Consider the following 24,676-nt stretch of genomic DNA (forward strand, 5'->3'; position numbering starts at 1 on the left):
CTGAGAAAGGAGAAAAAATGATAGAAAGAAAATTGGTTGCTCAGATCACAAGAGACTTTTATGCACTGTATTTGGGAAAATCAATGATGGGAATCAAGGATCTGTTGAAAAAATATGAGCCATATAAAGAAAGTGCTCCAGTACTTTATAAGCTAGTTACTACATTGATTTCAAATTTAGATACAACCAGTGATGTAGATATGGACAGAGCGATGCACGAAATTTATGCATTCTTTAAAAAATACTATGAAAAGCGGCCGAAAGATGATAAGGAGTGGGAGTGTGTCATTGAAGACGCCCAGAAAATCGGGAAACGGTATAAGGACAGCGAGTGGTGTCGTCAGTATCTGATCGAATTAATGAGTATTATTGAGCTGGCTGATAAGGAACTGCAGAAAACAGAGAAAACGGCTGCATAAGTCAGGATGAGGGTCTTGCCCTCTTTCTGAAAGAAAGGAGAAGAACATGATCGAAAACTTTGTGAAAAATACGTCGGAATTAAATCTGTTTGCACAAAATCTGAGGGATAATGGGGAGATTGATAGGCTAAATCAGCTTGCGGATCAGTGGTTGATTCCGGACGAAGATGTGCAGGCGTTTATCAAGGGGACAAGAATCCGGCTTGCGGAGATTCCATTGGATGAAAAATCATTTACAAATGCATCCGAAAAACTCACTGCAGAACAATATCAGTTCTCTGATGACCGTGTGATCCATGCAATCGGGCGTTACCTGATGCAGCATTTGAATGAGAACGGGTTGGAAGAACAGGTTCTTCAGGAACATAAGTCTTTAGAAAAGTGCATGAACTATATTTTAACCCAGGCATATGAGGAAGCAGAAGACCTGATTAAAAAGGAACAGGAAGCAGATTGTAAACGCCCAAAAGATCAGCGAAGAAGGGGCGTTGGACGGATTTTAGAAGAAGAAAAGGTATACCGATGGGCGGTAGAATATTACCGTTTAGATGATAAAAAGGAGGAACGAAAAAAGAAGAAAAAATGGGAGAAAGAGGAGCGGGAACGAAGAGAGAGAAAGAAAGCAGCCTCTGTCCAGCCAATGAAGAGCAGTACGATATCTAAGGTAACGAAGCCGGAAGATGGTCAGTTGTCGCTCTTTGACCTCGGGAAGCAGACGGATGACAGTATAGTTTCAGAAAACCCGGATAGTGGAAAGGGAGTAAAAGAGGATGCTTGCGTATAAAGGTTTCCAAAAAGATTTGACATGTTTGGGGTACCAGTTTGTAGAAAAGCAATGGAACCGTACAGAAAAGGCGAACTGTCGTGCAAACGGATTCCACTGTGCAGAAAACCCACTGGACTGTCTGGTCTATTATCCAGCATGGAAAACATCAGTTTACTATCAAGTGAAAGCAAATGGTGATTTGGATGAGGATGCTGTTGACAGTAAGATTTCCTGCACAGAACTATTTTTGGAACGGAAATTAGAGTTTGTACAGCTTTTATTTGCAGGATTAAAATTTATGGTGGTTAATCCCAAACGGCGATGGAGTAAGATTGTAAGAGCAGAAGAAGGAGATGCAGATCAAGGATATGCGGTAGTCCGAGGAAAAAATCCGAGAGTATGCGGAAAAAAAGAAGGAGATATCTTAGTAATTGCCAGAGAAAAAGCGGATTCTGTGGATATTGAAAGGGGAGCTGTTTATATTATTGACGGCGTGAATTTTCATCCGGGCATCTGGTATGATGTGAATGGGAAAATTGTAATGGAATAAAAGTAGAAAATAGGTCACAGGATATGTTCAAGAGTATGAACGTCCCGTGACCTGTTTTCGTAAAGGCGGGAGGAAATATGAATTATAGAGATAAATTACTTAAAATCAGAGCGTTAAAGCCAACGGAAGAAATGGTTGCAGTGGCTAGAGAAAAAAGAAAGAGATCTAGCAATATGGGGCTCAGCACGGAACCTCAAAACTATATTTTTTACCGTTCCTGTCTGGAGGATGGGATCCTAAAAATATCTCTGTTTTTATCAGAAGAGCTAAATAATGGAAAGTATACCCCATTCTATAATGTCTTTTTAGACTATGAGAAACGTAGAGATTTAGTTTATGACTGCAGGAATCAAAAGTGGAAGCATTCCATCCTGTATAATCTGTCCTTTCCTGAAAATACTAGTTACGCAAAAGAATATGCAGAGGAATATACATATGAAGACTATAGGGATCAGATTCAGGAGTATGTCTTTAGGGAACGCAATCCTTTGTGTGCGCAAGATACTTGGGACAGCATTGTACATTTTCAGGAAGAAAATCGGGAAACAGCAAGGTTGCGCAAGGAAGAGAAGCTGTCAGCACAGATAAATAGAAAAATGGAACTTGTACCGGCCCTTCCTGGTGACTGGGAAAAATGGGTTGAGAAAGTTGGAGCAGATAAAAACTATATTTTTTATGATTCGGGGAAAAATGTACGAACAGGGTACTGTACTTATTGTGAGAGAGAAGTACCTATTATAAAACCAAAATATAATAAAGCGGGCAGATGCTCCCGCTGTAAAAAGAAGGTTCAGTATAAATCCAATGGAAAAAGAGGAACCGTTTTCAATAAATATGAAGTATACCTGATACAAAAGTGTGGAGATGGATTTGTATTAAGATGCTTTAATGTTCAAAAAAGATATACGATGCGGAACAACGCACCTGATATAAATTGTCTGGAGAGACGCAGACTGTTTTATAGCAGTGATTTCACAATGGAAGAATATCATTACGGGTGGGAAAATTGGTGTATGAAATGGAAAAAAGGCAGATTACGTGTGGGCGGTTTATTGTTCAGCCATCCGATCGAATACCCAGAAGGTAGAATTTATGGGAAAACAATCCCATCCCTTTCAAAGCATTTTTTTAGACATACAGGATTTATAGAATTTTTCAGAAAGGAGAAAAGTTTCTGCCCTGAGAAGTATTTCGAAACATATGTGGACATGCCATCTCTGGAGCAGCTTGTGAAAGCTGATCTGCTGGGAATTGTAAGAGATGTTTTGAAAGGTAAGAGCATAGCGCTGGATGAAACAAAAACAGATCTGCTTGGAAAACTTCAGATTAACCATGCTCAGCTAAGCAGGTTGAGAAATGGAGACTGTGTAGAGCGTTTGAAGTGGCTGCGCTATGAAAACGAGACGGGAAAGTCTCTGGACGATGACTTGATTTCGTGGTATATCATGCGGAATATGGGTCCTAATAGTATCTCATTTATAAAAGATCGAATGTCAGAAATTCAGGTGAAAAATTATCTTAGCAGGCAGGCATTTGAAAATGAGGAACAGGTGAAGGATATTTTGCACATTTGGAGAGACTATCTTTACATGGCAGAAAAATTGGGATGGGATACACAAGATGCAATTATATACAGAGCAAGGAAATTGATACAACGACACGAGGAGGCAACCCGATGTCTGCGGAGAAAGGGGTTAAAAGCACTTACAGCTGAAAAGGAAGCCGCTTTTCCGACAATTAGACAGATTTACAATAGTATTAGGAAAAAGTATGAATACTGTGATGAAAAAGAAACATATGCTGTTTTAGTTCCAAGCGGGATTGAAGATCTTTTGGAAGAAGGAAAGTGTTTAAACCACTGCATAGATGTAAATGATATCTATTTAAATCGAATTGCAGACCGGGAAACCTATATTCTGTTTTTAAGAAAAAGGGAAAATCCTTTACAGCCGTATTATACGTTGGAAGTGGAACCGAACGGAACTGTAAGACAAAAGCGTACCTATTATAACCGACAAGAAAATGATATAGATGAAATTAACAAGTTTTTAAAGCGTTGGCAGAAGATTATAGCTAAGAGGCTGTCTGATCAGGATGAATTGTGGGCAAAGGAAAGCAAGAAAAAGAGAGAAGAAGAGTTTTTTAAGCTGAGAAGAGAGGAAAAAATGATTTTTGCAGGAAACTATAAGGGGAGACTTCTTGCTGACATCTTAAAAGAGGATCTGATGGAGGTTGATGAGGAAAATCCGGCAGCCTGATGTAGCCTTTGTCTGCAATGGGACAAAACACAATAAATAGTTAAAAAATATTGACTCGTGCTATATCTTGTGGTAGTGTAAAAATGAATCCTATTTTATGCAATACATCAATTGCAATGATTTTTAGTTTCGGGGAGACCGAAAGCAAACTTTTTAATTTGATATTTATAAAAGAATGGGACATCATAATTTGTTTTGGATTATGATGTCTTTTTTTGTGGCTACAAAAGAAAGGAGAACTCTATGGATAAAAATTTTATGAATCAGGTGAAGAATCAGATTAGAGAATACCTTCCTAAAAATTTTGAGGATGCAGAGGTAGGGATTGAAGAAACGATAAAAAACAATGACTGCATTAAGCAGGGGCTTATGGTTTATAGAAAAGGAGAATATATCACTCCTAAGATTTATTTGGAAGGTTATGAAAAAAGATACAAAAACGGAGAGTCACTCGAAAATCTTTTGCGTGAAATTGCTGATTTGAGAGTACTGTTGGATCGAGGAGATAAAAGCATTATGCCGGATTTAATGGACTATGCCTCCTTAAAGAAGAATCTGTTTTTTTCTATGTGTGATCCTGAAATGAATCAGAGACAGTTTAAATACTATGTACATACAAGACGTGGGCGTTATGCTACCATGTATCGCTTATTTTTGGAACAGAACGAGAATGGTACAGCAAGTATGCTGATCACAGAAAATCATTTGAAAATGTGGAAAATTACGGAAGAACAGCTTTATGAAGATACTATAAAAGCAGAAAATATGCGTGGTTTTGAGTTGAAATGTATGAGGGATTTGCTGTGTGAACAACGAAGAACAGATGATAATACATGTTTGCCAATTAAAGCAGTTGCAGATTGTCATCCAAAACGGCCACCTGTGCCATATTATCCGGCCAGCGTGAGTCATATTATCCGGCCGGCCATTAACCATTATTCCACGGTACTCTTGACATGAGCCTCCATCACACATGATATTCTGGCAAAGCCGGCAAACCAGCACCACAGGCGGATTTGCCAAGGCAGAGAGCCTATCATGTGCTACTCATGTAAAGAGCCTTTCGCGGCATAACGGTTAATGGCCGGGGATGTCCCGGTCTGGCCGGATAATATGGCCCTGATGACCGTTAAAGGTGGCTGTCTGCAGCAGTTAATCTATTAGAAGTGTCTGAAATGAAAAGGTGGGATAACATGTATGTTTTATCAAATCGCATAGGAAATTATGGAGCGGGAGCCATAATGCATACTGAGATATTGGAGAAAATCGGCAATATCTTAGAAAGCGACTTCTTTATTTTACCATCTTCGATTCATGAGCTCGTTATAACTCCGGATTTTGGTAATTTATCACAACAGGAATTGGAAGAGATGGTAGCAGAAATAAATACAACACAGGTTGAGCCGGAGGAAATTTTTTCAAATTACGTCTCTTTCTATGATAACACGCAGCATCTCCTACTGCCTGAAAAGCCGGAGCAGAAATGGAGTGAAATTCCAGATATGCTAGGAGAAAATTTAGGTTATCTTCCTGCTCCAGACTAACATGAGGGAATAGAATGGCGTCTACTATGAAGTGTTGGAAAGATAGTGTATGAAAAGGAAAAAATACATTGGAAAAATGAATTCGAGATATGCTTGCTATGAACAGGGGATTTCCGGAATATATACAGAAGAGGAGATGGAACGCCTCTATATGAAGGCTGTCGATAAGACAGAATATCCCGATTATATAGGCTGGAAATGGGATATGATTCGATCAGGAGTTTTTGAGAAGATTTAAGAGTAAGATGGAAGATTGATACACTTAGAGGAGAATAAAAATAATTTAAATGAAAGGAGAAACGGATGAAAATTAGTTGTAAGAAAGCAGACCTTGCAAAGGGAGTACAGATTGTTTCAAAAGCGGTACCTGCAAAATCAAGCATTAAGATCCAGGAGTGTATTTTGATTGAAGCTAAAGGTGGTACAATTCATCTGACTGGAAATGACCTGGAACTAGGAATTAGAACGGAGATTAGTGGAACTGTTGTGCAGGAAGGTGCAATTGCAGTCGAAGCAAAATTTTTTTCGGAGCTTGTGCGTAAATTGCCTGAGGGTGAAGTCGTAATCGATACAGAAGATGATGTACAGGCAACGGTTAAGTGTAAGAAAGTCAAATTTGATATTGCCGTAAAGTCTGGTGATGAGTATAGCCGTATTCCGGCAATTGAAAAGAAAGAGAGTATCATTCTTTCAGAATTTGATTTGAAGGAAGCAGTCCGGCAGACTATTTTTTCTATCTCGGATAGCGAGAGTAATAAAATGATGACGGGAGAGCTTTTTGAAATTTCAAAAAACAAGTTAAGGGTCGCTTCTTTGGATGGTCACAGAATTTCAATCAGGAATCTTACCCTGGATGAAGAATATGAGGAAAGAAAAGTAATTGTTCCGGGAAAAACACTGACAGAGATTGCTAAAATTATTGGGAATGATCCGGATATAGATATCGAGATTTATTTCACCAAAGATCACATTTTGTTTGATCTGGATGAAACAGTAGCGGTATCCCGGTTGATCGATGGAGACTATTTCGATATTAATCGGATGATTTCTGGGGACTATGAAATCAAACTTGAGGTTAATAAAAAAGAACTTCAGGAGTGTATTGACCGTGCTACGCTCTTACTGAAGGATAAGACAAATCATCCGATCCTGATGGATATCGGAGAAAAAGATGTTGAGTTTAAGGTGAAAACTGGTGTTGGCTCGATGAACGAACGTCTGGAAATTACGAAAGAAGGGAAAGAAATGGTGATCGGATTTAATCCCCGTTATCTATTAGATATGTTGCGGGTGATTGATGAAGAGAAGATTTCACTTTATCTGACAAATCCGAAGGCACCATGCGTGGTTAAGGATGAGAAAAAATCCTATCTTTATTTAGTTTTGCCGGTCAATATTTCAAAAGCAGCATAGTGAATGACGACGAGCGCTAAGATCCTTGCGGTGGATTTTAGCGCTCTTTTGGAACGGGACAAGTATATGAGAAAATACATTGTTGTATTAAAGGAAGAATTTATACGTGATAAATGGATACACAGAACCGGCAAATATTGCAATTTTTTTAGGAAATGAACTGATGTGGGACTTTAGGAGAGATGAATATGGGTAAAACTGCGATGAATGCAGACATGTTTAGGAGGCGATTTGTTGAGAAAAAAAGAATTAGGGAATTTGCCAGCATTAAAGGCTGGTAATAGAGATAAAATTTTTTTAAAAATGCATGATTTTGAGTTTTTGGTAAAACCGGAAAGAAAAATAATCCATGGCGACAAAATTCTCATATTAAACTTCTATACAAGATATAAACTGTTAGAGAATGATTTTTCACCGGTTTATCGTATATTCCATACCCCAAATGCATTTGTAACGCAGAATATCATAGATGGCAGCTGGACAGAACAATCTATGGAATTTATGTTTCAGATCAATGCTTTTAGCCGGAATGCAGCAATTCGTACAGCTTATGAAGAAAAAATGATAAGAGGATTTTTCCGGTGTGGGAGAAGTGAGATCCGTTGGTTTCAGGTCATAAATGAAAGACAGAAAGAGATCCGGGAAAACAAACAGAAAAAAAGAAGAAGACGGATGAATGCGAAGACGGACCAGATCTTTAGACGAGCAAAGCCTCCAACTGCTGCATTTCTGAATTGGGCAGAAGAAGAGGCAATGTATAGGAGCAGATATGTATTCTATGACTATGAAAAGAAGAAATACTTGAAATGCTTCTGCAGCCATTGCAAAACAGAATTTGAGATGGAGCAAAAGAAACTCAGACATAATAGAGAGGGGATTTGTTCGATTTGTAAGAGCCCTGTGACTTTTAAGGCAAAAGGGAAAACTGGAAGGTTTTTGGACACTGGATACGCCGTGAAAATAGAACGGGGAAACGGGAATATTATTCTTCGGCATTTTATACTAACGAAAAGATATGATGCATCTGATGTTAAAGAAAATAATTTTGAGTGGAATGAAAGGTATCGATCAGTAGTATCAAAAGGAGATGTAAAGGACTATATATATCGTTATTCCGGTAGCGATGAGCGAATGGGGTGGTATCAGCGGCCTCTCGATCCTCATTTTTATTATTACTGTTATCACTTAAATTCTACAATAAATGAATATGAGACTCGGAACAGATTACCTGGATGTTTGTATTTGAAAAATCTGAAGCAGGTATTGAAAGGAACGGAGATACAGTACTCCGCAATTGAATATTTTGGGAGATATAATATGCATGAGTGTTTCCCTGTGAGGCGTTATATTTTAAAGTATCTTGCTTTCCCGCAGTTAGAATATTTTGTGAAAGCCAAATTGTATCATTTGGTAGAGAATATTATTGCAACATCATCGGGGACCTTTGGTAGTGAGTCAAAGGATATGAGAAAGACGCTGGGCATCTCAAAAGAAAAAATCTTAATTATGCAACAGTATAACTGGGGCCTTAGAGAATTAGATATCCTTCGTGGGCTTGAGGAAGGAAAGGTAAAACTGAATGAAAAAGAAATTTACAATTTTCAGTTTCTGTATGATAGCAGGGTTTCAAACTTGATTCAATATAATGAATATGCACCGCTAAAGAAAATTGTCAATTATTTGTTAAAACAGCTTGCAAATGATTACGGAGTTCCTGTTTACACATTAGGCAGCAATCTGGAAGTGTTATCAGGTGAACAAATCCGACGTTTCTGGCATTATTCGAAAGACTGGGGTGACTACATGGAGTGGTCAAAAGAATTAAAACACGAAATAAGGAGCAAGTATGTTTTATTCCCGAAAAATCTGAAATTAGCGCATGACAGGGTCATGGAGGAGCATCGGCTTTACCAAAAAAAGAGAAAGCATGCGGAAGTGCAACGGGAGAGAAGACGGGTAAACCGGATTCTTAAGGAAGAGCGGAGCCTGTTAGAAGATAAAATCAAAAAAGAGGACTACTTCTTAAAAGTACCTGACGATTGGAAAGAGATAAAAAGAGAAAGTGATTTACTTGGTCATTGTGTCAGGGATTATATACCTAAGATTGCAAGAGGAGAATGCCAAATTTATTTTATTCGAAAAGCGAAAGCCCCTGATGAGCCGTTTTATACAATGGAATGGGGAGCGGGAAAAATTAAGCAATGCAGAGGAAATGGAAATTGCGATTATGGAGAAAAAGTCGCCAGTTTTGTTGATTATGTGGAGCAGGAATTAGAGAAGCTAAAAGAAAAGCATCCAGAAAGAGTGGCGTAGGTGGTAAAATAAAGTGCAGGTCATAGAAACGGATTTTATAGATGCGTGTATCAATTTTATATAATGAAGAAGTATGAGTTATAAATATATTTACTTGATACAAAAAGAATGATATAATTATATCAAAATAAAGATATGAAAGGGAGGGCTATTACATGATTATTAAAGCATCTGCTTCTTTAAGGAATGATTATGTCGCTATTTCTAACCTTGCGAAAGAGACAAAAGAACCTATCTATATTACAAAAAATGGAGAAGGAGATATTGTGTTAATGGATATTAATGCTTTTGAAAAGAGAGAGCAGGTTTTAAAACTTCGGGCCAGAGTTTTGCAGGCGGAAGAAGAGCGGATTAACGGGGCGAACACAATCAGTGTTGCAGAAGCAAGAAAAAGATTAAGGGAGAGGATTGATGAAATGTAAGGTGGAGATACTTCCCTCGGCATGGGAAGACCTGAAAGCAATTGAAGATTATTATCTGATTCAGTTCGATGTACAGACTTCAATCAAAGTAAGTAATCATATTTTAGATGTGATTGAAAGGCTGGAAGAGTTTCCGGATTCAGGTTCCATGACACCAGATGAATGGTTAAACCAACAAGGATATCGTATGGTCATATGTAAAAAACACATAGTTATATTTAAACAGGTAAATTCAGTGATTTATGTGTACCACATTGCAGACACGCAAACAGAATATACAAAGTTGTTTTATTGATTTATTAAAAACCGCTTTAAATATAAGGGCTTATGTGTGGAGGAAGCGAGATATATAACAGTTATTACAATAATTTTAATATTTATATTTACTAATACAGTAATATTGAAAGCGCTGTATAATTAAGGGGAATAAAGAAATAGATTTGTTTTATGTATTCGAGATAGAAGCACTTATTGGGGAGAGTGAAATTTATGGAAGATAAATTAAAAGAATTTTTTATATATACTACTTTATAAGAATTATTGCTTCTGTTGTTATTCCAGTCATTTCTTTGGCATCTAAGATTGGTCGGAGTACGGTTTGCGTATCTTTGCTTGTTTATTACAATTTCAGAAACCTATGTTAATTGTTGCAAGAGTATATGAAAAGTGGACGAAATACAGAGATACATGGTAACGTAAGTTCATATTATTGGAACAAAAGCAAGATCAAGAAGTACCAGAGCAGGATATGTCAGAAGAAAAATGGTGGCAGTTCTGGAAACAGTTAAAAATACAATATTGTTATATGCAAGAATTTTAATATCAGAATTATGTCCCTTTGTGATTTGGTTTGCAAAAAAACGAAAACCAGTATACAATTGTTATATATCAATAAGCCTTGATAAAATATGCTTTTTGGAGCGCAAACCGAAAAACTGAAGTCTCTGATTTGATTTACGTTCTGCAGGTCACCATTGATGGAGTTTAATAGACAAGTGGTAGCCTCTTCATGCGAGAACATTGAAGCAATGGCTTATTTCCGGGAATATTGAAGAGGGGAGAAAGAGCCAGTAAACAGAGAAAAGAATTAGTCGGATCAGAAGGGTGCTCGGTAAATAATAAATAAAAGGAGGTTTAGATTTATGAAAAAAGCCAGTTTATTGCTGATTGGATTGGCAATATTGTTGTCGGATGTAATGTGTGCTGTGGTAGCTTTTAATTATGGAAAAATGCTTTGGGGAATAGAAAATGCGGGATATAGCGCACCTGCAAACATTGCATTTTTGTGGGCGATTCCATTTTTGGTTGCAATTGCTATATGTATAGGTTTAGCAGTAATTATACAAAAGAAAAGATAGTGAAAGGGGCTGCCGATTATGGTGTGTGGTGTGCTACCCGTCAAGTAGACAGTGATAAAAATGTAAAGTTTTTGGTTACCCAGTTTTGCTGGAGTGCGTGAAACTTTGGACCTGTTGACAAACTAAAGAGAAATGGCTTTCTGTATAGTATATTTATTACATCAATTGCAGGAGGTCATTTTTTATGATGGAAAAACAAAGCGGACAAATCCAGATGGTAATCCTTGACATAGATTCTATGATTCCGGAGGATCATCTCCTGAGACGGATTAAAAACTGTGTAAATTTTGATTTTATATACGAAAAGGCAGCCCCGTATTATTCCCATGTTGGCAGAAATCTATTGACCTCGTTGTTCTGATAAAAATGCTGCTGATTGGTTATCTTTATGGGATCAAATCAGAGCGGCGTCTTGAGGAGAAAGTATCTCTTAACCTTGCTTACCGCTGGTTTTGTGGAATTGATCTTATGGATAGAGTATCGGATCACTCAACTTTTAGCCAGAATAGAAGAAGACGTTTCAAGTGGCCGGCATATTCCGGGAAATTTTTAATGAGATCGTACTGAAGTGTATAGGTCTGGGGATCGTATCGGGAAAAATCGATGTTGCTGATGGCTCATTCCTTCCGTCCAATGTATCCTGGGACAGCCGCTATGAGGCAGTTGAGACGGTCCAACACTCCACTGTAAAATATATGGAAGAATTGGAAGCAGAGTTTTCGTCCATTCCTGGTTATAAAGAATCGGAGAATGTAAAAAAAAGAAAGAATCTTAAAAAAGCCGGACAGATCCAGAGTGTGGTTATATCCATCAGGCTCGTAAAAAGGGGCTGGGCTATCTGACGGAGATGACGGTGGATACCAGTCATGGCATTATTACCCGGGGGACTGTTATCCTGCTAACCAGAGGGAAAGTGATATTATCCTGGAACATTTGAAAAGACAGCCTTGTAAATATCAGGAAATTGGATTCGATGGCGGATATGATATAGGCGCGGTACACAGAGGGCTGGAGTTATTAGGAGTCCAAGGTTATACAGCTATCCGTGAATATCAGAACAATGCAATGAAAAAAGGATTCTGTTACGATGACGAAACAGATCGTTTTGTATGTTGACAGGGAGAATATTTAGCATTTCAGAAATTAATTTATAAAAGGTTAACGCAGAACTATTATCGTCTATATAGCCGTTCAAAAAAACAATGTAAAAACTGCCCGGATTTTTTAGCTTGTGCCACAGATTTTGGTACAGTCAGGATCAATGCGAGTGCTTATTATCCCTCTTTTATCGAAAGAGCAAGAAAGTAGGGACCAGTGATTATATGAAGGTCATGCGGCTTAGGAAGATATGGGCAGAAGGAACATTCGCAGTTTTAAAACGAGAACATAAATTGAATAAAATCCAAAACAGAGACCTTCAGAAAGCGACAGAAGAATGCCTCTTATCAGCAAAGGCATTAAATCTAAAAAGACTGGTAAAAGCGGTTTGAATAACCGAATTTACCAGCCGTTTTATGGCATTTCAAAAAAATATGCAGAAATAAACACTGAAAAAGTGAGTTTGACAACAGGTCCAAATTTATCTGTAAATATATAACTTAAAGGTTCTTCTATGATAAACTCTAATTCATGGGAGGACCTTTTATTATGGAAAAACAAAAGAAATCTGTACATCGAGTACAAATGACAGAGAGTAAACGCAAGATTATCCATCAGTTACTGTAAGAATACGATATCCAGATGGTTGGCGACATTCAGGAAGCCCTGAAAGATCTGCTTGGCGGAAATATTAAAGAAATGATAGAAGCTGAAATGAATGATCATCTCGGGTATGAAAAATCTGAACGTTCTGAAAATGGTGCTTACCGCAATAGTTATAAACGCAAACGTGTGAACAACAGTTATGGATTCGTGGAGATTGAAGTGACTTAGGACCGCATATCAACATTCAATCCTAAAGTGATCAAAGAACGGCAGAAAGACATTTCAGATATTGATCAGAAGATTATTTCTATGTACGCAAAGGGAATGGCTTCCCGGCAGATTTCTGAAACTATTGAAGATATTTATGGGTTTGAAACCTCTGAGGGCTTTATTTCTGATATAACCAACAAGAGTCTTCCTCAGATTGAAGAGTGGCAAAACCGACCTCTGGATGAAGTCTATCCTACTATTTTCATCTATGCGATCCACTATTCTGTACGTGATAATGGTGTGATTAAAAAACTGGCAGCATATGTGATCCTTGGAATCAATGTGGAGGGAAAGAAAGAAGTTCTTACCATTCAGGGGGAGATAATGAAAGTTCTAAATATTGGCTTCCCGTATTAAATGAACTGAAAAACCATAGCGTAAAAGATATCCTGCTCCTTTGTGCAGACGGCCTGACAGGGAACGAAGAAGCCATTGTAGCCGCGTTTCCTAAAATGGAATATCAGCGCTGCATTGTACATCAGGTGAGGAATACCTTGAAATGTGTCCCTGATAAAGATCGGAAGGCTTTCGCCGCGGAACTGAAATCCTCTATCAGGCTCCGGATGAGAAGAAATCTCTGGCTGCCCTTGACCGCGTAACTGAAAAATGGACTCCAAAATATCCGAATTCTATGAAACGCTGGAAAGACAACTGGGATGCGATCTCCCCAATCTTTAAATTTTCAGCAACTGTCAGGAAAGTCATATACACGACCAACGCTATAGAATCGCTGAATTCTACCTACCGGAAACTAAACCGTCAGAGGAGCGTTTTCCCCAGCGATACAGCACTGCTGAAGGCACTGTATCTGGCTACATTTTAGGCTACAAAAAAATAGACAATGCCGATTCGGAACTGGGCTCAGGTCTATGGTGAACTATGTATCATGTATGAAGGTAGGCTGATTGATTGAAATGGATACTCTGGCTAAGATATGCGGGAAAGCTGACTGTTATTGAGATGCCATCGGACAGATGGTATATATAGAACAAGGGTGAAAAGCTCTGCATTTAAGCCTTTCACCCCATTTTATCATAGAAGAATCCTATTTACAGACTTTTCGTTACAGCCTCCCGCCGCCTACTCGATTTTTTTTCTTGACAATCTCTTTCATAAATTCTCAAATTATTCAGCAGTATAACTGTATGGGTTCATGTCAATAGGTGTAATAAATTCAGCATTTCCAATAACTGTGTCCATAACAGGTGTTTCATTAGCTACAGATACGTTATTGAGCTGAGATGCAGTAACGGATACAAACGAGCCATTACTTACATAACCAATAGGAGTAGTGTTTCTTATAGAACGTCCTGTTTGATGTGCTGATTTAGCTTTTATACTTGACATAAGAGCAGTCGGCGTATTGGGAATGCCACCACTTAATATTGCATTTGATACATTATTCCATACTTTTATAGCAAACGAAGTACAGTTGTTTGTTAAAGACCATTTATCATTGTTACTGATAATATTATTAATTGTATTTATATCACTTTGGGTTACAGACATTGATAAAGATACTCGGTTGCTATATGCACCGGTATTATTAACAAAGTAAGATTCAAGATTATACCAAATTCCGGTGTGCTGAGATTTATTCCCCCATGTTCCTATTGTAATTTCGTGTCCAGATCCAACATTCAATCCCCCTACCCGAATTGAACTGGAAGAAGTATTTTTAAATGCAATAAAAGAATGGCCAGATGTATTCCAAGAGGAACTTCCGCCGTCATTTGCCGAAAAAATTGTTAAAGTTCCTACTGTGGAACTGGCATCGGTTGATTGTGCTTCTGCAGCTAAAGCAGTTGTGTTGACTGTAAAAACCATAATAAAAGCAAAGATTAATGACAGTAACTTTTTCCATTGTCTCATCATACTTTTACCCCCACTTTCTGAAATATAGTAAATTGATGAAATTGTATCATATTGCACATTTATTTTTTAGGTTACATAAACCATCCCATATCGGCTTTTGGTACTTTGTGGCTCGTAGTCCAACTAGATCTACCTCTTTTCATATGAGTGGCTCCTTCGCCCCAAATACTGTAAACTATACCGCCTGATATACATTCAAGTTTTGGTCTATTTACTGTCACAGTGTTAGATATTCCAACTTTTTAAGTACCAAGATGAGGTATGCTTAGCAAGTCTTCTTAATATCATAATTTACAACAGTATATTCGTTGATGTCTCCTGGGATTAGTTATTGTATTTGTAATAGTAAAAGTTTCAGTGTCATCTTTGGAAAGCAAGGCTTTAATTCTATTACACACATCAAGATTTTTATTGACACGTATTTCTTTCTTTAAAATAAGAATTTTGCTGTACTCCTAAATACAAATTTTTGTTGACATTAGATTAGATTTATGCCATGGGATTCTCCTCCTCTCAATAATTGAGAAACCTGTATGAGTTTATAATGCAATCAGCGGGCTCAAACAGACGGTTTTGCGGAGCAAAACGGACGCGATGCGGAGCGAGCGGACTTAACCTGTAGATATTGAAATCTGCGGGTACCTTATAATGATTAAGGCCATTGGAAAATGGTACGAATCATTTAAGGAGGATGCCTTATGTTAGATTACAAGAGCATCATTATCAAACGGTACGCACTGGGCCTGAGCTACAAGGAACTGGCTGAAGAATTCAGTGCAAGCAAATCCGGAATCAACGACTTCATCCGCGCTTTTGAAAGGTGTGAGAAGCTGTCGTATCCGCTTCCGGAAGGGATCACGAATTATGCAATCTATGAGTTGGTATACGGCCATGAGCCAGGTACCAACAGACGGAATGACAGTTATGAACAACCCGATTTCCCAACTATCTTTAAACAGATGAATGAGCGGAAGAACATGACGCTCGTTTATTTGTGGAGCCGCTACCAGAAAGACTGTATAGCAAAAGCGGCAAAGCCATACCAGTATCGACAGTTCTGTGAACTGTATGGTCGCTGGTGCAGAGAGAACTGTGAAACCCTGCATATCCAGGCTGTAATCGGTCAGAAGATGGAAGTTGATTTTGCAGGTAAAACCTTTGAGTTGATCGATAAACTTACTGGCGAGATTACGACCATTGTTGTATTTGTAGCTGTTCTGCCCTATTCGCAGTACATCTATGCAGAAGGGATGGTATCTTCCTGTGAACCGCAATGGATTGAGGTCAATAACCACGCTCTCGCCTATTTTGGCGGCGTGCCTACGATTGTTGTTTGTGATAATTGTAAACAGGCAGTTTCCGCCAATAAAGACTGGATCGATCCGGATTTGAATAAGGATTATGCTGCATGGGCTGATCATAACCACACCGTGATACTGCCAGCCAAAGTCCGTAAACCGAAGTGGAAAAGCAGTGTGGAAAACGCTGTAGGCATTCTTGAAAAAGGCTTTTTCCATGATTTAGAAGAAAACCGCTACTTTTCTCTGGAGCAGTTCAACAAAGATCTCTGGGAGAAACTGGATGCTTTGAACCATGAAAACTTCAAAAAGAAGGATTACAGCAGATACGATCAATGGCTGGAAGAACGCAGTGAGCTGCTTCCTCTTCCGGCTGTCCCCTACGAATACATGGAAAGACGGACTGCAAAAGTATCTGCGGATTTTCATGTGCGCTTCGATAATGCTTATTACAGTGTGGATAAAGCATATCTGCACAAGAGTGTTCTGATTGCTGCCTCTGCAACAACAGTTAATATCTATTCCATGAAAGGCAAACTCATCGTCAGCTGGCGAAGGGCTTCCCGCAGGGGTGAATGGCTGACAGATCCTGCACATCTGCCCGAAAGCTACAAACAGATGTCAGAATGGAATGCTACTTATTTTACCAGGAAAGCCATGACAGTAGGTCCGAATACGGTCAAAGTCATAGAACACATACTGAGAAGCCGTGAACATGAAGTTCAGACGTACCGCCTGTGTATAGGTATCCTCAACTACACAAAGAAGTACAGCAAGCTTGCTTTGGAAGATTGCTGCAAGCTGGCAATTGATACGAATCATATCTCGTATTCCTTTATTAAGAATTCAATTGCTGCCGTTGCTGAAGAAATCGGAAGTGCCGGTTTCAATACAAAGCTCAACGAAGAACGTAACAAAGGGGCGTTTGTCATGAGCCCGCATGCCGGGGACATTGACCGGCTTCTTTCCAAGAGCAGTAAACTTGCCGGGGAGGTGCGCGATGAAGAAGCTTGATCGAATCAATGAACTTGTAGATGAGCTCAATGAACTGAAGCTTGGATGTATGGCCGCTTCGCTTGATTCGCTGTATCACTCGAAATCCTTTGATGAGTTGGATGCCGTGTCATTGCTAGAGCAGGTGATCGGACCGGAATACCAGAACAAAACATCGCAGAGATTTCAGAACAGACTGAAACGGGCGCATCTTGCAGGAGGACCTCAATCATTGGATAAGTGTAAAGATTCTACAGAAAGGGTCTACCTACCTTCCGATATCAACGCTACGCTGTCATCGCTGGATTTTATCCGTGAAGGTCTCAACGTCTGTATTCTCGGCCCCTCCGACAGCGGAAAATCGTATCTGGCCAAAGCACTTGGAATACAGGCCTGCCTGAATTACAGAGCAATGTATCACCACTGTGAAGAATTCCTTGAAACGATGGTTGCCCTGAAACAGGCTGACTATTCGAAATATCAGAAGAAGGTACGCTTCTACTTGAAGCTGGATCTGCTGATACTGGATGATTTCCTGCTTCACACCATAACAGATGAACGCGAGATCAAAGTTCTCTTTGAAGTCATGGAAAAACGCAGTGAATTGTCAAGGTGCACGATTGTATGCTCTCAGAGAGAGCCGAACAGCTGGGCATCGATGATCCTCAATGACGAGGTATCAGCCAATGCGATACTGAAACGGGCAACGAAGCACTATACCGTAGTGATCCAGCCCAGGAACTAATTTATAATAGCAAGTGTTTCAGGGCGTCCGTTATGTGCCGCACAGCGTCCGCTCTGAAACGCATCGGAGTCCGCTAGGCTCCGCAGAATGCATTTATAATAATATATAAACTAAAAAAAAGCAATAATCGCACAAAAAAACTGAAAATAATTGATGAAAAATAGAAAAGTGTTACAAATTTAAAATTAAGTTTGCGGCATCTGGAGGCGAGGTATACTTAAAACGCCTAATGGCATATCTGCAGGAAGATTTCTTGCGGCTTAATATGTATATTTACTAATTGGCTTCGAGGAAGAAGCTATCTAAATAATACCTTATATCTATCTAATAAGTACTGAAATTAGGAGGATAAAATAATGGAACGGATCTGAAACCAAGTGTCCTGAAAAGAATTATATGTATGATTATAGTAGGCTTGCTATTCTTAAATTTTCATTTACTTTTATCAGTTCAAGCTACAACTAGTGAAGCAAGTTTTTTTGATTTGTAATGTATTTCTGAGTCAATCCATAACCCTATATGTTTTTCTTTATTTTTTTACGTATAAGATTCTTTTCCATAAGTACAAAATGAGATTTTATCAAGTCTATTTTAAGTACAAATCTTTAGCGCGTGGTTTAAAAGTACTTGTTGACGAAAACTGCTGATATTTATACGGTAGTAGCAACAAAAGCTTGATTGTATATTATCGTAATACAGGTTCAATAGGAATTATCTCTCTAAAAAATTGGTGTGTAACAGACTTCAGAATTGAAAAATCGGAAGAGAGGATGGACTCAGGAACCTCGTCCACTCTAACGAGTGCCGATGGTATTGCAATACCTACAGAGGGAATATCGGACCGGGGAACAGCCTCAATAGAAGTTGATTTATCTGAGGACTGTGAGGTGGAGTACAAAATGCTGAAAGCGAATTTATGTCAATCCTGCTTGGATAAAATAATATCAGGGCTAGAGTATAGTAAATGGTAAGTGGAGGATAAGAATCCAGTTCCCTTTGGTTGATGTTGAGACATTGGATATATATTCGTTACAAAATAAATTGCATAGGTATTCTGTACATGATTATTGGGGCGTATCCTCTTGTAAAAAACCAGAGTATTAGGCAATGTGTATGATCTGCTATAATAAATATTATGATAGTAAATTAAGTCTGATATTTTCTGTTTGACAGCTATAGGGTCTATGTTTGAGAAAATGCTGTTACCATATAAAAATGTATGGATTTAAGAAAAATATAAAATTTTTGTAAATTAGCGTGAGTTTTTTTGCTTTTAATTGTTTACTTAAACAGGAGAGTAGCCGATTGGTGGTTCAAGTCATATTTAGGAAAAAGAGTTTTCCTTTCTCTTATTTGTCGTTACAGAAGGAGACGGTGAAATGATAGAACAAATCATGATCATAGAAGATCGCAGGGCTTTTTTTCGTGCAAATGCTAGAACTATAGCAAAGAAGTATTAAATATGGTATACTATGCAATAAAGATAATACCCTATTATCTATATAAAACTACTAGTGTTATAACTTGTTTGCCATCCTTTTTAATTATTGGATAAAAATCAAAAGTCTGTAACGATTTAGAAAGGAGCATTAGCGTGGAACGTTTAGATATATATGAATATGCAAATAAGAATCTTCTAGATTATTCAGGGCAGGATAGTACCTCTAATTTAATTAAAGAATATGCTATTTATGGTCTCTACAATTTGCTATCTGCAATAAATGAAATTGGTGGGTCTGTAGAAAACACAAGATTAATAGCACTTCCAGATTTCACATTCTCGCGAAATGAGCATCGATGGCGAGATGGTTATCCATATGGTAGTATTATATCCATGGATACAAACAATATTCCTTTTATGCCTTTAGGGTTCCGTCCTAACTGTTGTGGTATTACTATGTGTAAACTCTCAGGAGGAAAAATAAATCCAAATGAGATTTTAGAAAAGAGAGAAAGGCTTTCCACGCTCTTCCCAGATTTAAGCAAAGATGATTTGAACAGAGGGAATCATTTTATAGGAATATATTATGATAAAGAGAATTCCGAATATTATTCTATAATCCATGGTTCATTTAGTTTTGTAAAATCTGGTTATCAATCTCTACCAGGCCTGTATACTGATAAAACAAAGTATTGGGATAATAAAAAGCATACATATCGTACTCCATATACAAAGTTTGAGTATCTAATAGATGATGCAGCCATCGAATATTATAATGCTTTTAAAGCATATGATAAAATAACAAAGAAGAATCGTGAAAAAATAGCTGAATTCCTTTTTGAAGGATGCAATATTATTTTTAATGAAACCCATGAAGGATTGTTCAATGAACATACTATTATTTTAGGAGCCTATGTAATGAACCATCCTTTTTCTTGCCCCATAATGCTTTCATCTGAAACGAACTTACCTATTGTAGAAATAAATAAGATTATAAGTGATTTAGGTTTTTATGCCTGTCCGCATGGAGGTGGCTATTATCTGACTAATATGAAGGATGGTCATTACAATAGTCAAAAATCAGTATACGAAATTACATACACAAATAATGCAAAGCTGATAACAACAGATATCAGAAATCTAATTTATACATATCGCACTAACACTGATAATGTATGGATAAACACTTTTAATTTGGGACGATATACAAAAAAATTACAAACTATTTACAATTTTAAATTATAAGAGCAATAGCAATTCTTGCGACAGCGATTCACCTTCGCTAAAAAATCGATCAAGTCTGTTTTTATTGATTCTAGAAAAAACAATAGGTTCTAAATTCCTTTTATAATCGGTTTGCTCTTCAGATAATTTGAGAGCAGCCGATTCATATGCACTCGAGATGGAATTATACAACAATGTCAGTCCATATTCCATGCATAGTTTTTTTAATACTTTTAACCGGTGAACCAATGTATACGTTTTAGCAGGATAAATGCATTTTTTAATAATATCCGTTGCTTTGTCTGGCTGTTTTTGTATAAGATAAACTTTAGATAGAACCAGACCTGTTGCAATAATTTCTTTATCAAGGCCGAGCTCTTTTGCTAAAGCGAAAGATTTTTCAGCCCATATTATAGCTTCATCATATTGATCCTCATTCATATAAATTTGAGCACGCAACTTGTATGAAAAAACAAGCCCTCTTTGTGCATTTAACGATTCTTTTATTTCTATGCTCTTATTATTTTCTTCATGAGCCAACGCTGTGTTTCCCAGACCGTTATAGCATTTAGCCATCCGAAAATGTGCGAAGGCTTGTCTCTTAGCACTTACAAAGTATTTACTCTTTAATAGCTGTTCTAGAGATTTTTGAGCCGATTTATACATCCCTAATTTTTCTTCTATAATACATATGCGATGAAGTGCTTTAATACAGAGATCAGATAATGAATTACTAAAAGCCATATTATAGATAAAATAATAAATTTCTGTAGCAGTTTTTAAGTCGCCCTGAATATAGTACGTTCTTCCTATTATGAATAAAATTTGCAAATATATTTTCAACGGATATGCTTGGATATCCTCAAAGTTGTTCCAAAACATATTGAAAATTTTATCAAACATACATTTAAAATATAAATATCTGTATTTTAAATATTCCCTTAAGTAGAAATACTCGCTTTGCGAATTCACCTTCATTTCTGTAATATCTAAATACATCCCCAACAAATCATAATCTGCCCTTCGCTCCACAAGCACCATTTTTTTAATAATAAAGTCCATTTGGCCAAAAGATTCGTTCTCTTCTGCTTTTTTTATAAACTCAAAAAGCATTACATCGAATCCCTGCTTTATTAAATAATCAAAATATTGATTTAACTTTTCATGAATTTGGTCATGCATTCCATAGGATAGATAGGCATAGAGAAGATCAATAATTAATATTGGTTCCTGGGAAGAACATTCTTCTATAATCAAAAACGCTTTTGCATTCTTAAGAGAAAACGATTTTTTTATTATGTCTTTAAATCTATCGTGGAGCGCTAAAGTTTCCCCTTCACTTTTTGCAATTCTTCTGCGCTCTAATTGCTTAGATGCCTCATAATAATTATTATATATTATTTTTTTGGGTAATGGGATTCGGCTAATAACCAATGCAATAAGTAATTCTTTCTCTGTTTCAGATAAATAATCTAGTAACCTCTCAAATGTTTGCTCAATATTATTGACATAAATCAAATCCTCTGATTTTGGCATCACCTCAGCTAATGCAGGAAATCCTTGACTTTTTTGAACTATAATATCAAGTAATTCATCAGAAATCTTCGCATTAGAATGCTTAGCAATTTGTTTTATATACTTATCTTCAAGTGGCGTGATTTCCACATACTCAATTTTGCTACGAATTTTAACTTTTGAAATGTCAAATATATTAAACCAACCTAAAAAATAGCACCGGCAGTTATCGTTTTGAATAAGATGATACAGCAACTCTAAGTAAGTGTCGTTATCTAAACGGCACTTATGAATGTCGTCAATAAAAAAAATGGGGTTATATATATTAATTATTGAAGTTAGTATGTTAATCAATTGATTAGTAATATAATTCCCGTGATTTTCCAGATAATCGTTTAAATAACAGTCATTAAAATTGGCTTTAAAAAACATACCTAATGATTCTAAAAAGCATCTCGTTTGATACTGATTTTCATTTTCTGAAATTATTCTATGCCAAAAAATTTTATATCCTTTTTCATAATAAAATTTTGCTGTAACTTTCGCTAATTGTGTTTTCCCTAATCCAGAGGCCCCAGTTATATAATAATTGAAAATCGATTTGTTTTTTAATTCTTTGCGCTCTTTTGATCGATCTAACATATAATGACTTGATAACAAAATTTTCGAATCATACTCTAAATTTTTGAAAATTTCACTGTTTTTATGTATAGAATATTCAATTTTTGCTTTAAGTAATGCAAAAACAGAATCATCACCAGATTTAAGAGCATTCTTATATTTTGTAATACTTTCCTTTTCCTCGTAAAGTACACACAAATTATATTGGGTAGCTATTTTATCAATATAATCTTTTGCAGAAGGGGTTAAATGACTTGATACCCATAAATAATATAAATCAGGTCTATTCGCTACTGCCCAATTAATTGAACTAACTATATCTTTTTGAGATACTGCTGAATCATAATTTTTACATTCCACAATTACTTGCTTACTTTGCCCATGAATATTGTATTGAACCATAATATCCCGTCCGCGATCGCTGCCGCCATAATAAAATTCTAAGGAATGTGGTATTGTATGATATAGAATTTCATATACAAGCATTTCAAAATCATTGCCTTTTGATAAATTGTTGTTCATCTTTTCCTCCATGGGCATTGAGTAAGTCACAATAGTATAGTACATCATTTGTAATCTAATGCTAAAGGATAATAGGGTATTATCCTGAAGACGAGGTGAGATCCGTATGGAAATGTGCTACACTACCGAAAAAAAGGTGTGGAGGACAAAACTATGAATTATAAGGAACAGGTGAAGAAATATCTTGATTATTGTGAATTTAGAAAAGAGTTGGACTGGAATACCTTGAAGGCCTACAGAATTGATTTAAAACAATTCTTTGACTATACCCAGGAAGACGTGCCAGACAAAAAGAAAATAGAAGAGTACATAACAGAATTGCATAAAAAATATAAGCAAAAAACGATAAAGCGTAAAATAGCGTCTATCAAAGCGTATTACAATTATTTAGAAGAGTGTGAGATCATTGACGATAGCCCCTTTAGAAAAATAAGAGTAAAATTTAAGGAAACGACAGTTTTACCTAGAGTAATCCCGCGAGAAGAAATTGAACTTCTCTTGAATTATATGTATTCGCGTGAAAATGTAAATAGTGATAAAACTTACAAATACTGGCTGCGAGATATAGCTGTAGTAGAAACGTTGTTTGCTACCGGAGCCAGAGTATATGAAATATCGCATATAAAATTAGACTGCATAAATTTAAACACAGGTTTAATAAAAATTATGGGTAAAGGGGGAAAAGAAAGATACATTCAAGTTGCAGCTCCGGAAATTTTGGATATTCTAAAAAAATATTATGAATATAATTCTGAGGCAATCAAAACAAGTGGATTTTTCTTTGTGAATAGTCGCGGGAATAGGTATACAGAACAATCAATTAGGTTAATGTTAAAAAAATATACTAAATTGGCTGGCATTAAAAGAAATATTACTCCACATATGTTTCGACATTCGTTCGCAACATATTTGATTGAAGAGGAGGTGGATGTGACTTACGTACAACGGATCTTGGGACATAGCTCGATTAAAACTACCCAGATATATATACATATTGCAGCCAAAAAGCAAGCAGAAATTTTAAGAGAAAAGCATCCTAGAAAACTAATGAATATAGTTCGTATGGCTCGAGCTGCATAGTTTTTCATTATTTTATTATTCTACGATTGCAAAGTGGACCGGCTTAATCAGGGGCGGTCTTTTTGGCGTATGAAAAAGAAAAAATATGGGAAGAAGTAGTAGTGGAGAAACTGAGAAAATCAGTCGACTGTTGCTTTTTATAAACGAAATATAAGGATTTTTGGAATGTAAGCATAATATGTGGAAAAATATAGCGATTTTTGATATAATTTATTTGGTAATTAGCAGTTATCCATAGATATTTATATTCTCAGACGCAAATTCCATGATTTTTAGGTGGAAGGAGATAAAATGGCAGAAATTCAGAAAAAAAGCAAAAATTTATTAATTATATCCCTACATGCG

22 protein-coding genes and 1 pseudogene are annotated in these 24,676 nt (G+C 36.9%); 21 read left to right on the forward strand and 2 right to left on the reverse strand.

Going from position 1 to position 24,676, the window contains the following annotated elements; translation table 11 throughout:
* Positions 1-17: 17 nt before the first annotated feature.
* The 17 genes and pseudogenes from INF30_RS11870 to INF30_RS11950 all read left to right on the forward strand — a co-directional run bounded on the left by INF30_RS11870 (position 18) and on the right by INF30_RS11950 (position 13,930).
* Positions 18-419: a hypothetical protein gene (locus tag INF30_RS11870; RefSeq protein ID WP_226395341.1), complete on the forward strand. Its 402-nt coding sequence runs from the start codon at positions 18-20 to the stop codon at positions 417-419.
* 46 nt (positions 420-465) lie between these two features.
* On the forward strand, positions 466-1,203 hold the full coding sequence (locus INF30_RS11875; protein ID WP_226395342.1) for a Cas9 inhibitor AcrIIA9 family protein: 738 nt from the start codon (positions 466-468) through the stop codon (positions 1,201-1,203).
* Entirely contained in the window at positions 1,190-1,735 is a 546-nt protein-coding gene (locus tag INF30_RS11880; RefSeq protein ID WP_226395343.1) for a DUF7666 domain-containing protein, read from the forward strand. The genes INF30_RS11875 and INF30_RS11880 overlap by 14 nt, the downstream gene beginning before the upstream one ends.
* Before the next feature lie 77 nt (positions 1,736-1,812).
* On the forward strand, positions 1,813-3,993 hold the full coding sequence (locus INF30_RS11885; protein WP_226395344.1) for a PcfJ domain-containing protein: 2,181 nt from the start codon (positions 1,813-1,815) through the stop codon (positions 3,991-3,993).
* A gap of 243 nt (positions 3,994-4,236) precedes the next feature.
* The gene (locus tag INF30_RS11890) at positions 4,237-4,953 is read left to right on the forward strand and encodes a DUF5688 family protein (RefSeq protein WP_226395345.1); all 717 of its coding nucleotides are present in this window, start codon (positions 4,237-4,239) and stop codon (positions 4,951-4,953) included.
* 215 nt (positions 4,954-5,168) lie between these two features.
* Complete coding sequence (locus INF30_RS11895) at positions 5,169-5,537, forward strand: DUF5688 family protein (RefSeq protein WP_226395346.1); 369 nt, start codon at positions 5,169-5,171, stop codon at positions 5,535-5,537.
* A 49-nt stretch (positions 5,538-5,586) separates the two neighbouring features.
* The gene (locus INF30_RS11900) at positions 5,587-5,775 is read left to right on the forward strand and encodes a hypothetical protein (RefSeq protein WP_226395347.1); all 189 of its coding nucleotides are present in this window, start codon (positions 5,587-5,589) and stop codon (positions 5,773-5,775) included.
* A 65-nt stretch (positions 5,776-5,840) separates the two neighbouring features.
* Positions 5,841-6,950: a DNA polymerase III subunit beta gene (gene dnaN / locus INF30_RS11905; RefSeq protein WP_226395348.1), complete on the forward strand. Its 1,110-nt coding sequence runs from the start codon at positions 5,841-5,843 to the stop codon at positions 6,948-6,950.
* A 234-nt stretch (positions 6,951-7,184) separates the two neighbouring features.
* Positions 7,185-9,263, forward strand: coding sequence for a PcfJ domain-containing protein (locus tag INF30_RS11910; protein WP_226395349.1), 2,079 nt, complete (start codon positions 7,185-7,187; stop codon positions 9,261-9,263).
* A 155-nt stretch (positions 9,264-9,418) separates the two neighbouring features.
* Complete coding sequence (locus INF30_RS11915; protein ID WP_226395350.1) at positions 9,419-9,685, forward strand: type II toxin-antitoxin system prevent-host-death family antitoxin; 267 nt, start codon at positions 9,419-9,421, stop codon at positions 9,683-9,685.
* The gene (locus INF30_RS11920; RefSeq protein WP_226395351.1) at positions 9,675-9,980 is read left to right on the forward strand and encodes a type II toxin-antitoxin system RelE/ParE family toxin; all 306 of its coding nucleotides are present in this window, start codon (positions 9,675-9,677) and stop codon (positions 9,978-9,980) included. Before INF30_RS11915 ends, INF30_RS11920 begins: the two co-directional genes overlap by 11 nt.
* A gap of 847 nt (positions 9,981-10,827) precedes the next feature.
* Positions 10,828-11,043: a hypothetical protein gene (locus INF30_RS11925; RefSeq protein WP_226395352.1), complete on the forward strand. Its 216-nt coding sequence runs from the start codon at positions 10,828-10,830 to the stop codon at positions 11,041-11,043.
* 184 nt (positions 11,044-11,227) lie between these two features.
* Complete coding sequence (locus tag INF30_RS11930) at positions 11,228-11,404, forward strand: hypothetical protein (protein ID WP_226395353.1); 177 nt, start codon at positions 11,228-11,230, stop codon at positions 11,402-11,404.
* 5 nt (positions 11,405-11,409) lie between these two features.
* The gene (locus INF30_RS14915) at positions 11,410-11,610 is read left to right on the forward strand and encodes a transposase (RefSeq protein WP_408639755.1); all 201 of its coding nucleotides are present in this window, start codon (positions 11,410-11,412) and stop codon (positions 11,608-11,610) included.
* Positions 11,568-11,885 carry a hypothetical protein gene (locus INF30_RS11940; RefSeq protein ID WP_226395354.1) on the forward strand — a complete coding sequence of 106 codons (318 nt, stop codon included), beginning with the start codon at positions 11,568-11,570 and terminating at the stop codon, positions 11,883-11,885. The genes INF30_RS14915 and INF30_RS11940 overlap by 43 nt, the downstream gene beginning before the upstream one ends.
* A gap of 387 nt (positions 11,886-12,272) precedes the next feature.
* Positions 12,273-12,533 (forward strand): transposase, encoded by a 261-nt coding sequence (locus INF30_RS14865; RefSeq protein WP_226395355.1) that lies wholly within the window; start codon positions 12,273-12,275, stop codon positions 12,531-12,533.
* A gap of 157 nt (positions 12,534-12,690) precedes the next feature.
* Positions 12,691-13,930: pseudogene (locus tag INF30_RS11950) on the forward strand (IS256 family transposase).
* A gap of 212 nt (positions 13,931-14,142) precedes the next feature.
* On the opposite strand, the gene INF30_RS11955 reads toward INF30_RS11950, so the two are convergent.
* Positions 14,143-14,892, reverse strand: coding sequence for a hypothetical protein (locus INF30_RS11955; RefSeq protein ID WP_226395356.1), 750 nt, complete (start codon positions 14,890-14,892; stop codon positions 14,143-14,145).
* A 698-nt stretch (positions 14,893-15,590) separates the two neighbouring features.
* Here INF30_RS11955 and istA point away from each other — a divergent pair.
* The 3 genes from istA to INF30_RS11970 all read left to right on the forward strand — a co-directional run bounded on the left by istA (position 15,591) and on the right by INF30_RS11970 (position 20,614).
* Positions 15,591-17,204, forward strand: coding sequence for an IS21 family transposase (gene istA, locus INF30_RS11960; RefSeq protein WP_226395357.1), 1,614 nt, complete (start codon positions 15,591-15,593; stop codon positions 17,202-17,204).
* The gene (locus tag INF30_RS11965) at positions 17,191-17,928 is read left to right on the forward strand and encodes an ATP-binding protein (RefSeq protein ID WP_087173043.1); all 738 of its coding nucleotides are present in this window, start codon (positions 17,191-17,193) and stop codon (positions 17,926-17,928) included. The genes istA and INF30_RS11965 overlap by 14 nt, the downstream gene beginning before the upstream one ends.
* A gap of 1,594 nt (positions 17,929-19,522) precedes the next feature.
* Positions 19,523-20,614 (forward strand): hypothetical protein, encoded by a 1,092-nt coding sequence (locus INF30_RS11970; RefSeq protein ID WP_226395358.1) that lies wholly within the window; start codon positions 19,523-19,525, stop codon positions 20,612-20,614.
* Here the strand turns inward: INF30_RS11970 and INF30_RS11975 are convergent.
* Positions 20,609-23,251 carry a tetratricopeptide repeat protein gene (locus tag INF30_RS11975; protein ID WP_226395359.1) on the reverse strand — a complete coding sequence of 881 codons (2,643 nt, stop codon included), beginning with the start codon at positions 23,249-23,251 and terminating at the stop codon, positions 20,609-20,611. The two genes, INF30_RS11970 and INF30_RS11975, sit on opposite strands and share 6 nt — an antisense overlap.
* A gap of 153 nt (positions 23,252-23,404) precedes the next feature.
* Between INF30_RS11975 and INF30_RS11980 the strand changes: the two genes are divergently transcribed.
* Positions 23,405-24,331 carry a tyrosine-type recombinase/integrase gene (locus tag INF30_RS11980; RefSeq protein WP_226395360.1) on the forward strand — a complete coding sequence of 309 codons (927 nt, stop codon included), beginning with the start codon at positions 23,405-23,407 and terminating at the stop codon, positions 24,329-24,331.
* The last annotated feature ends 345 nt before the right edge of the window (positions 24,332-24,676 follow it).

Origin of the sequence: Claveliimonas monacensis, from assembly GCF_014982975.1 — a bacterium.
GTDB lineage: Bacteria > Bacillota > Clostridia > Lachnospirales > Lachnospiraceae > Claveliimonas > Claveliimonas monacensis.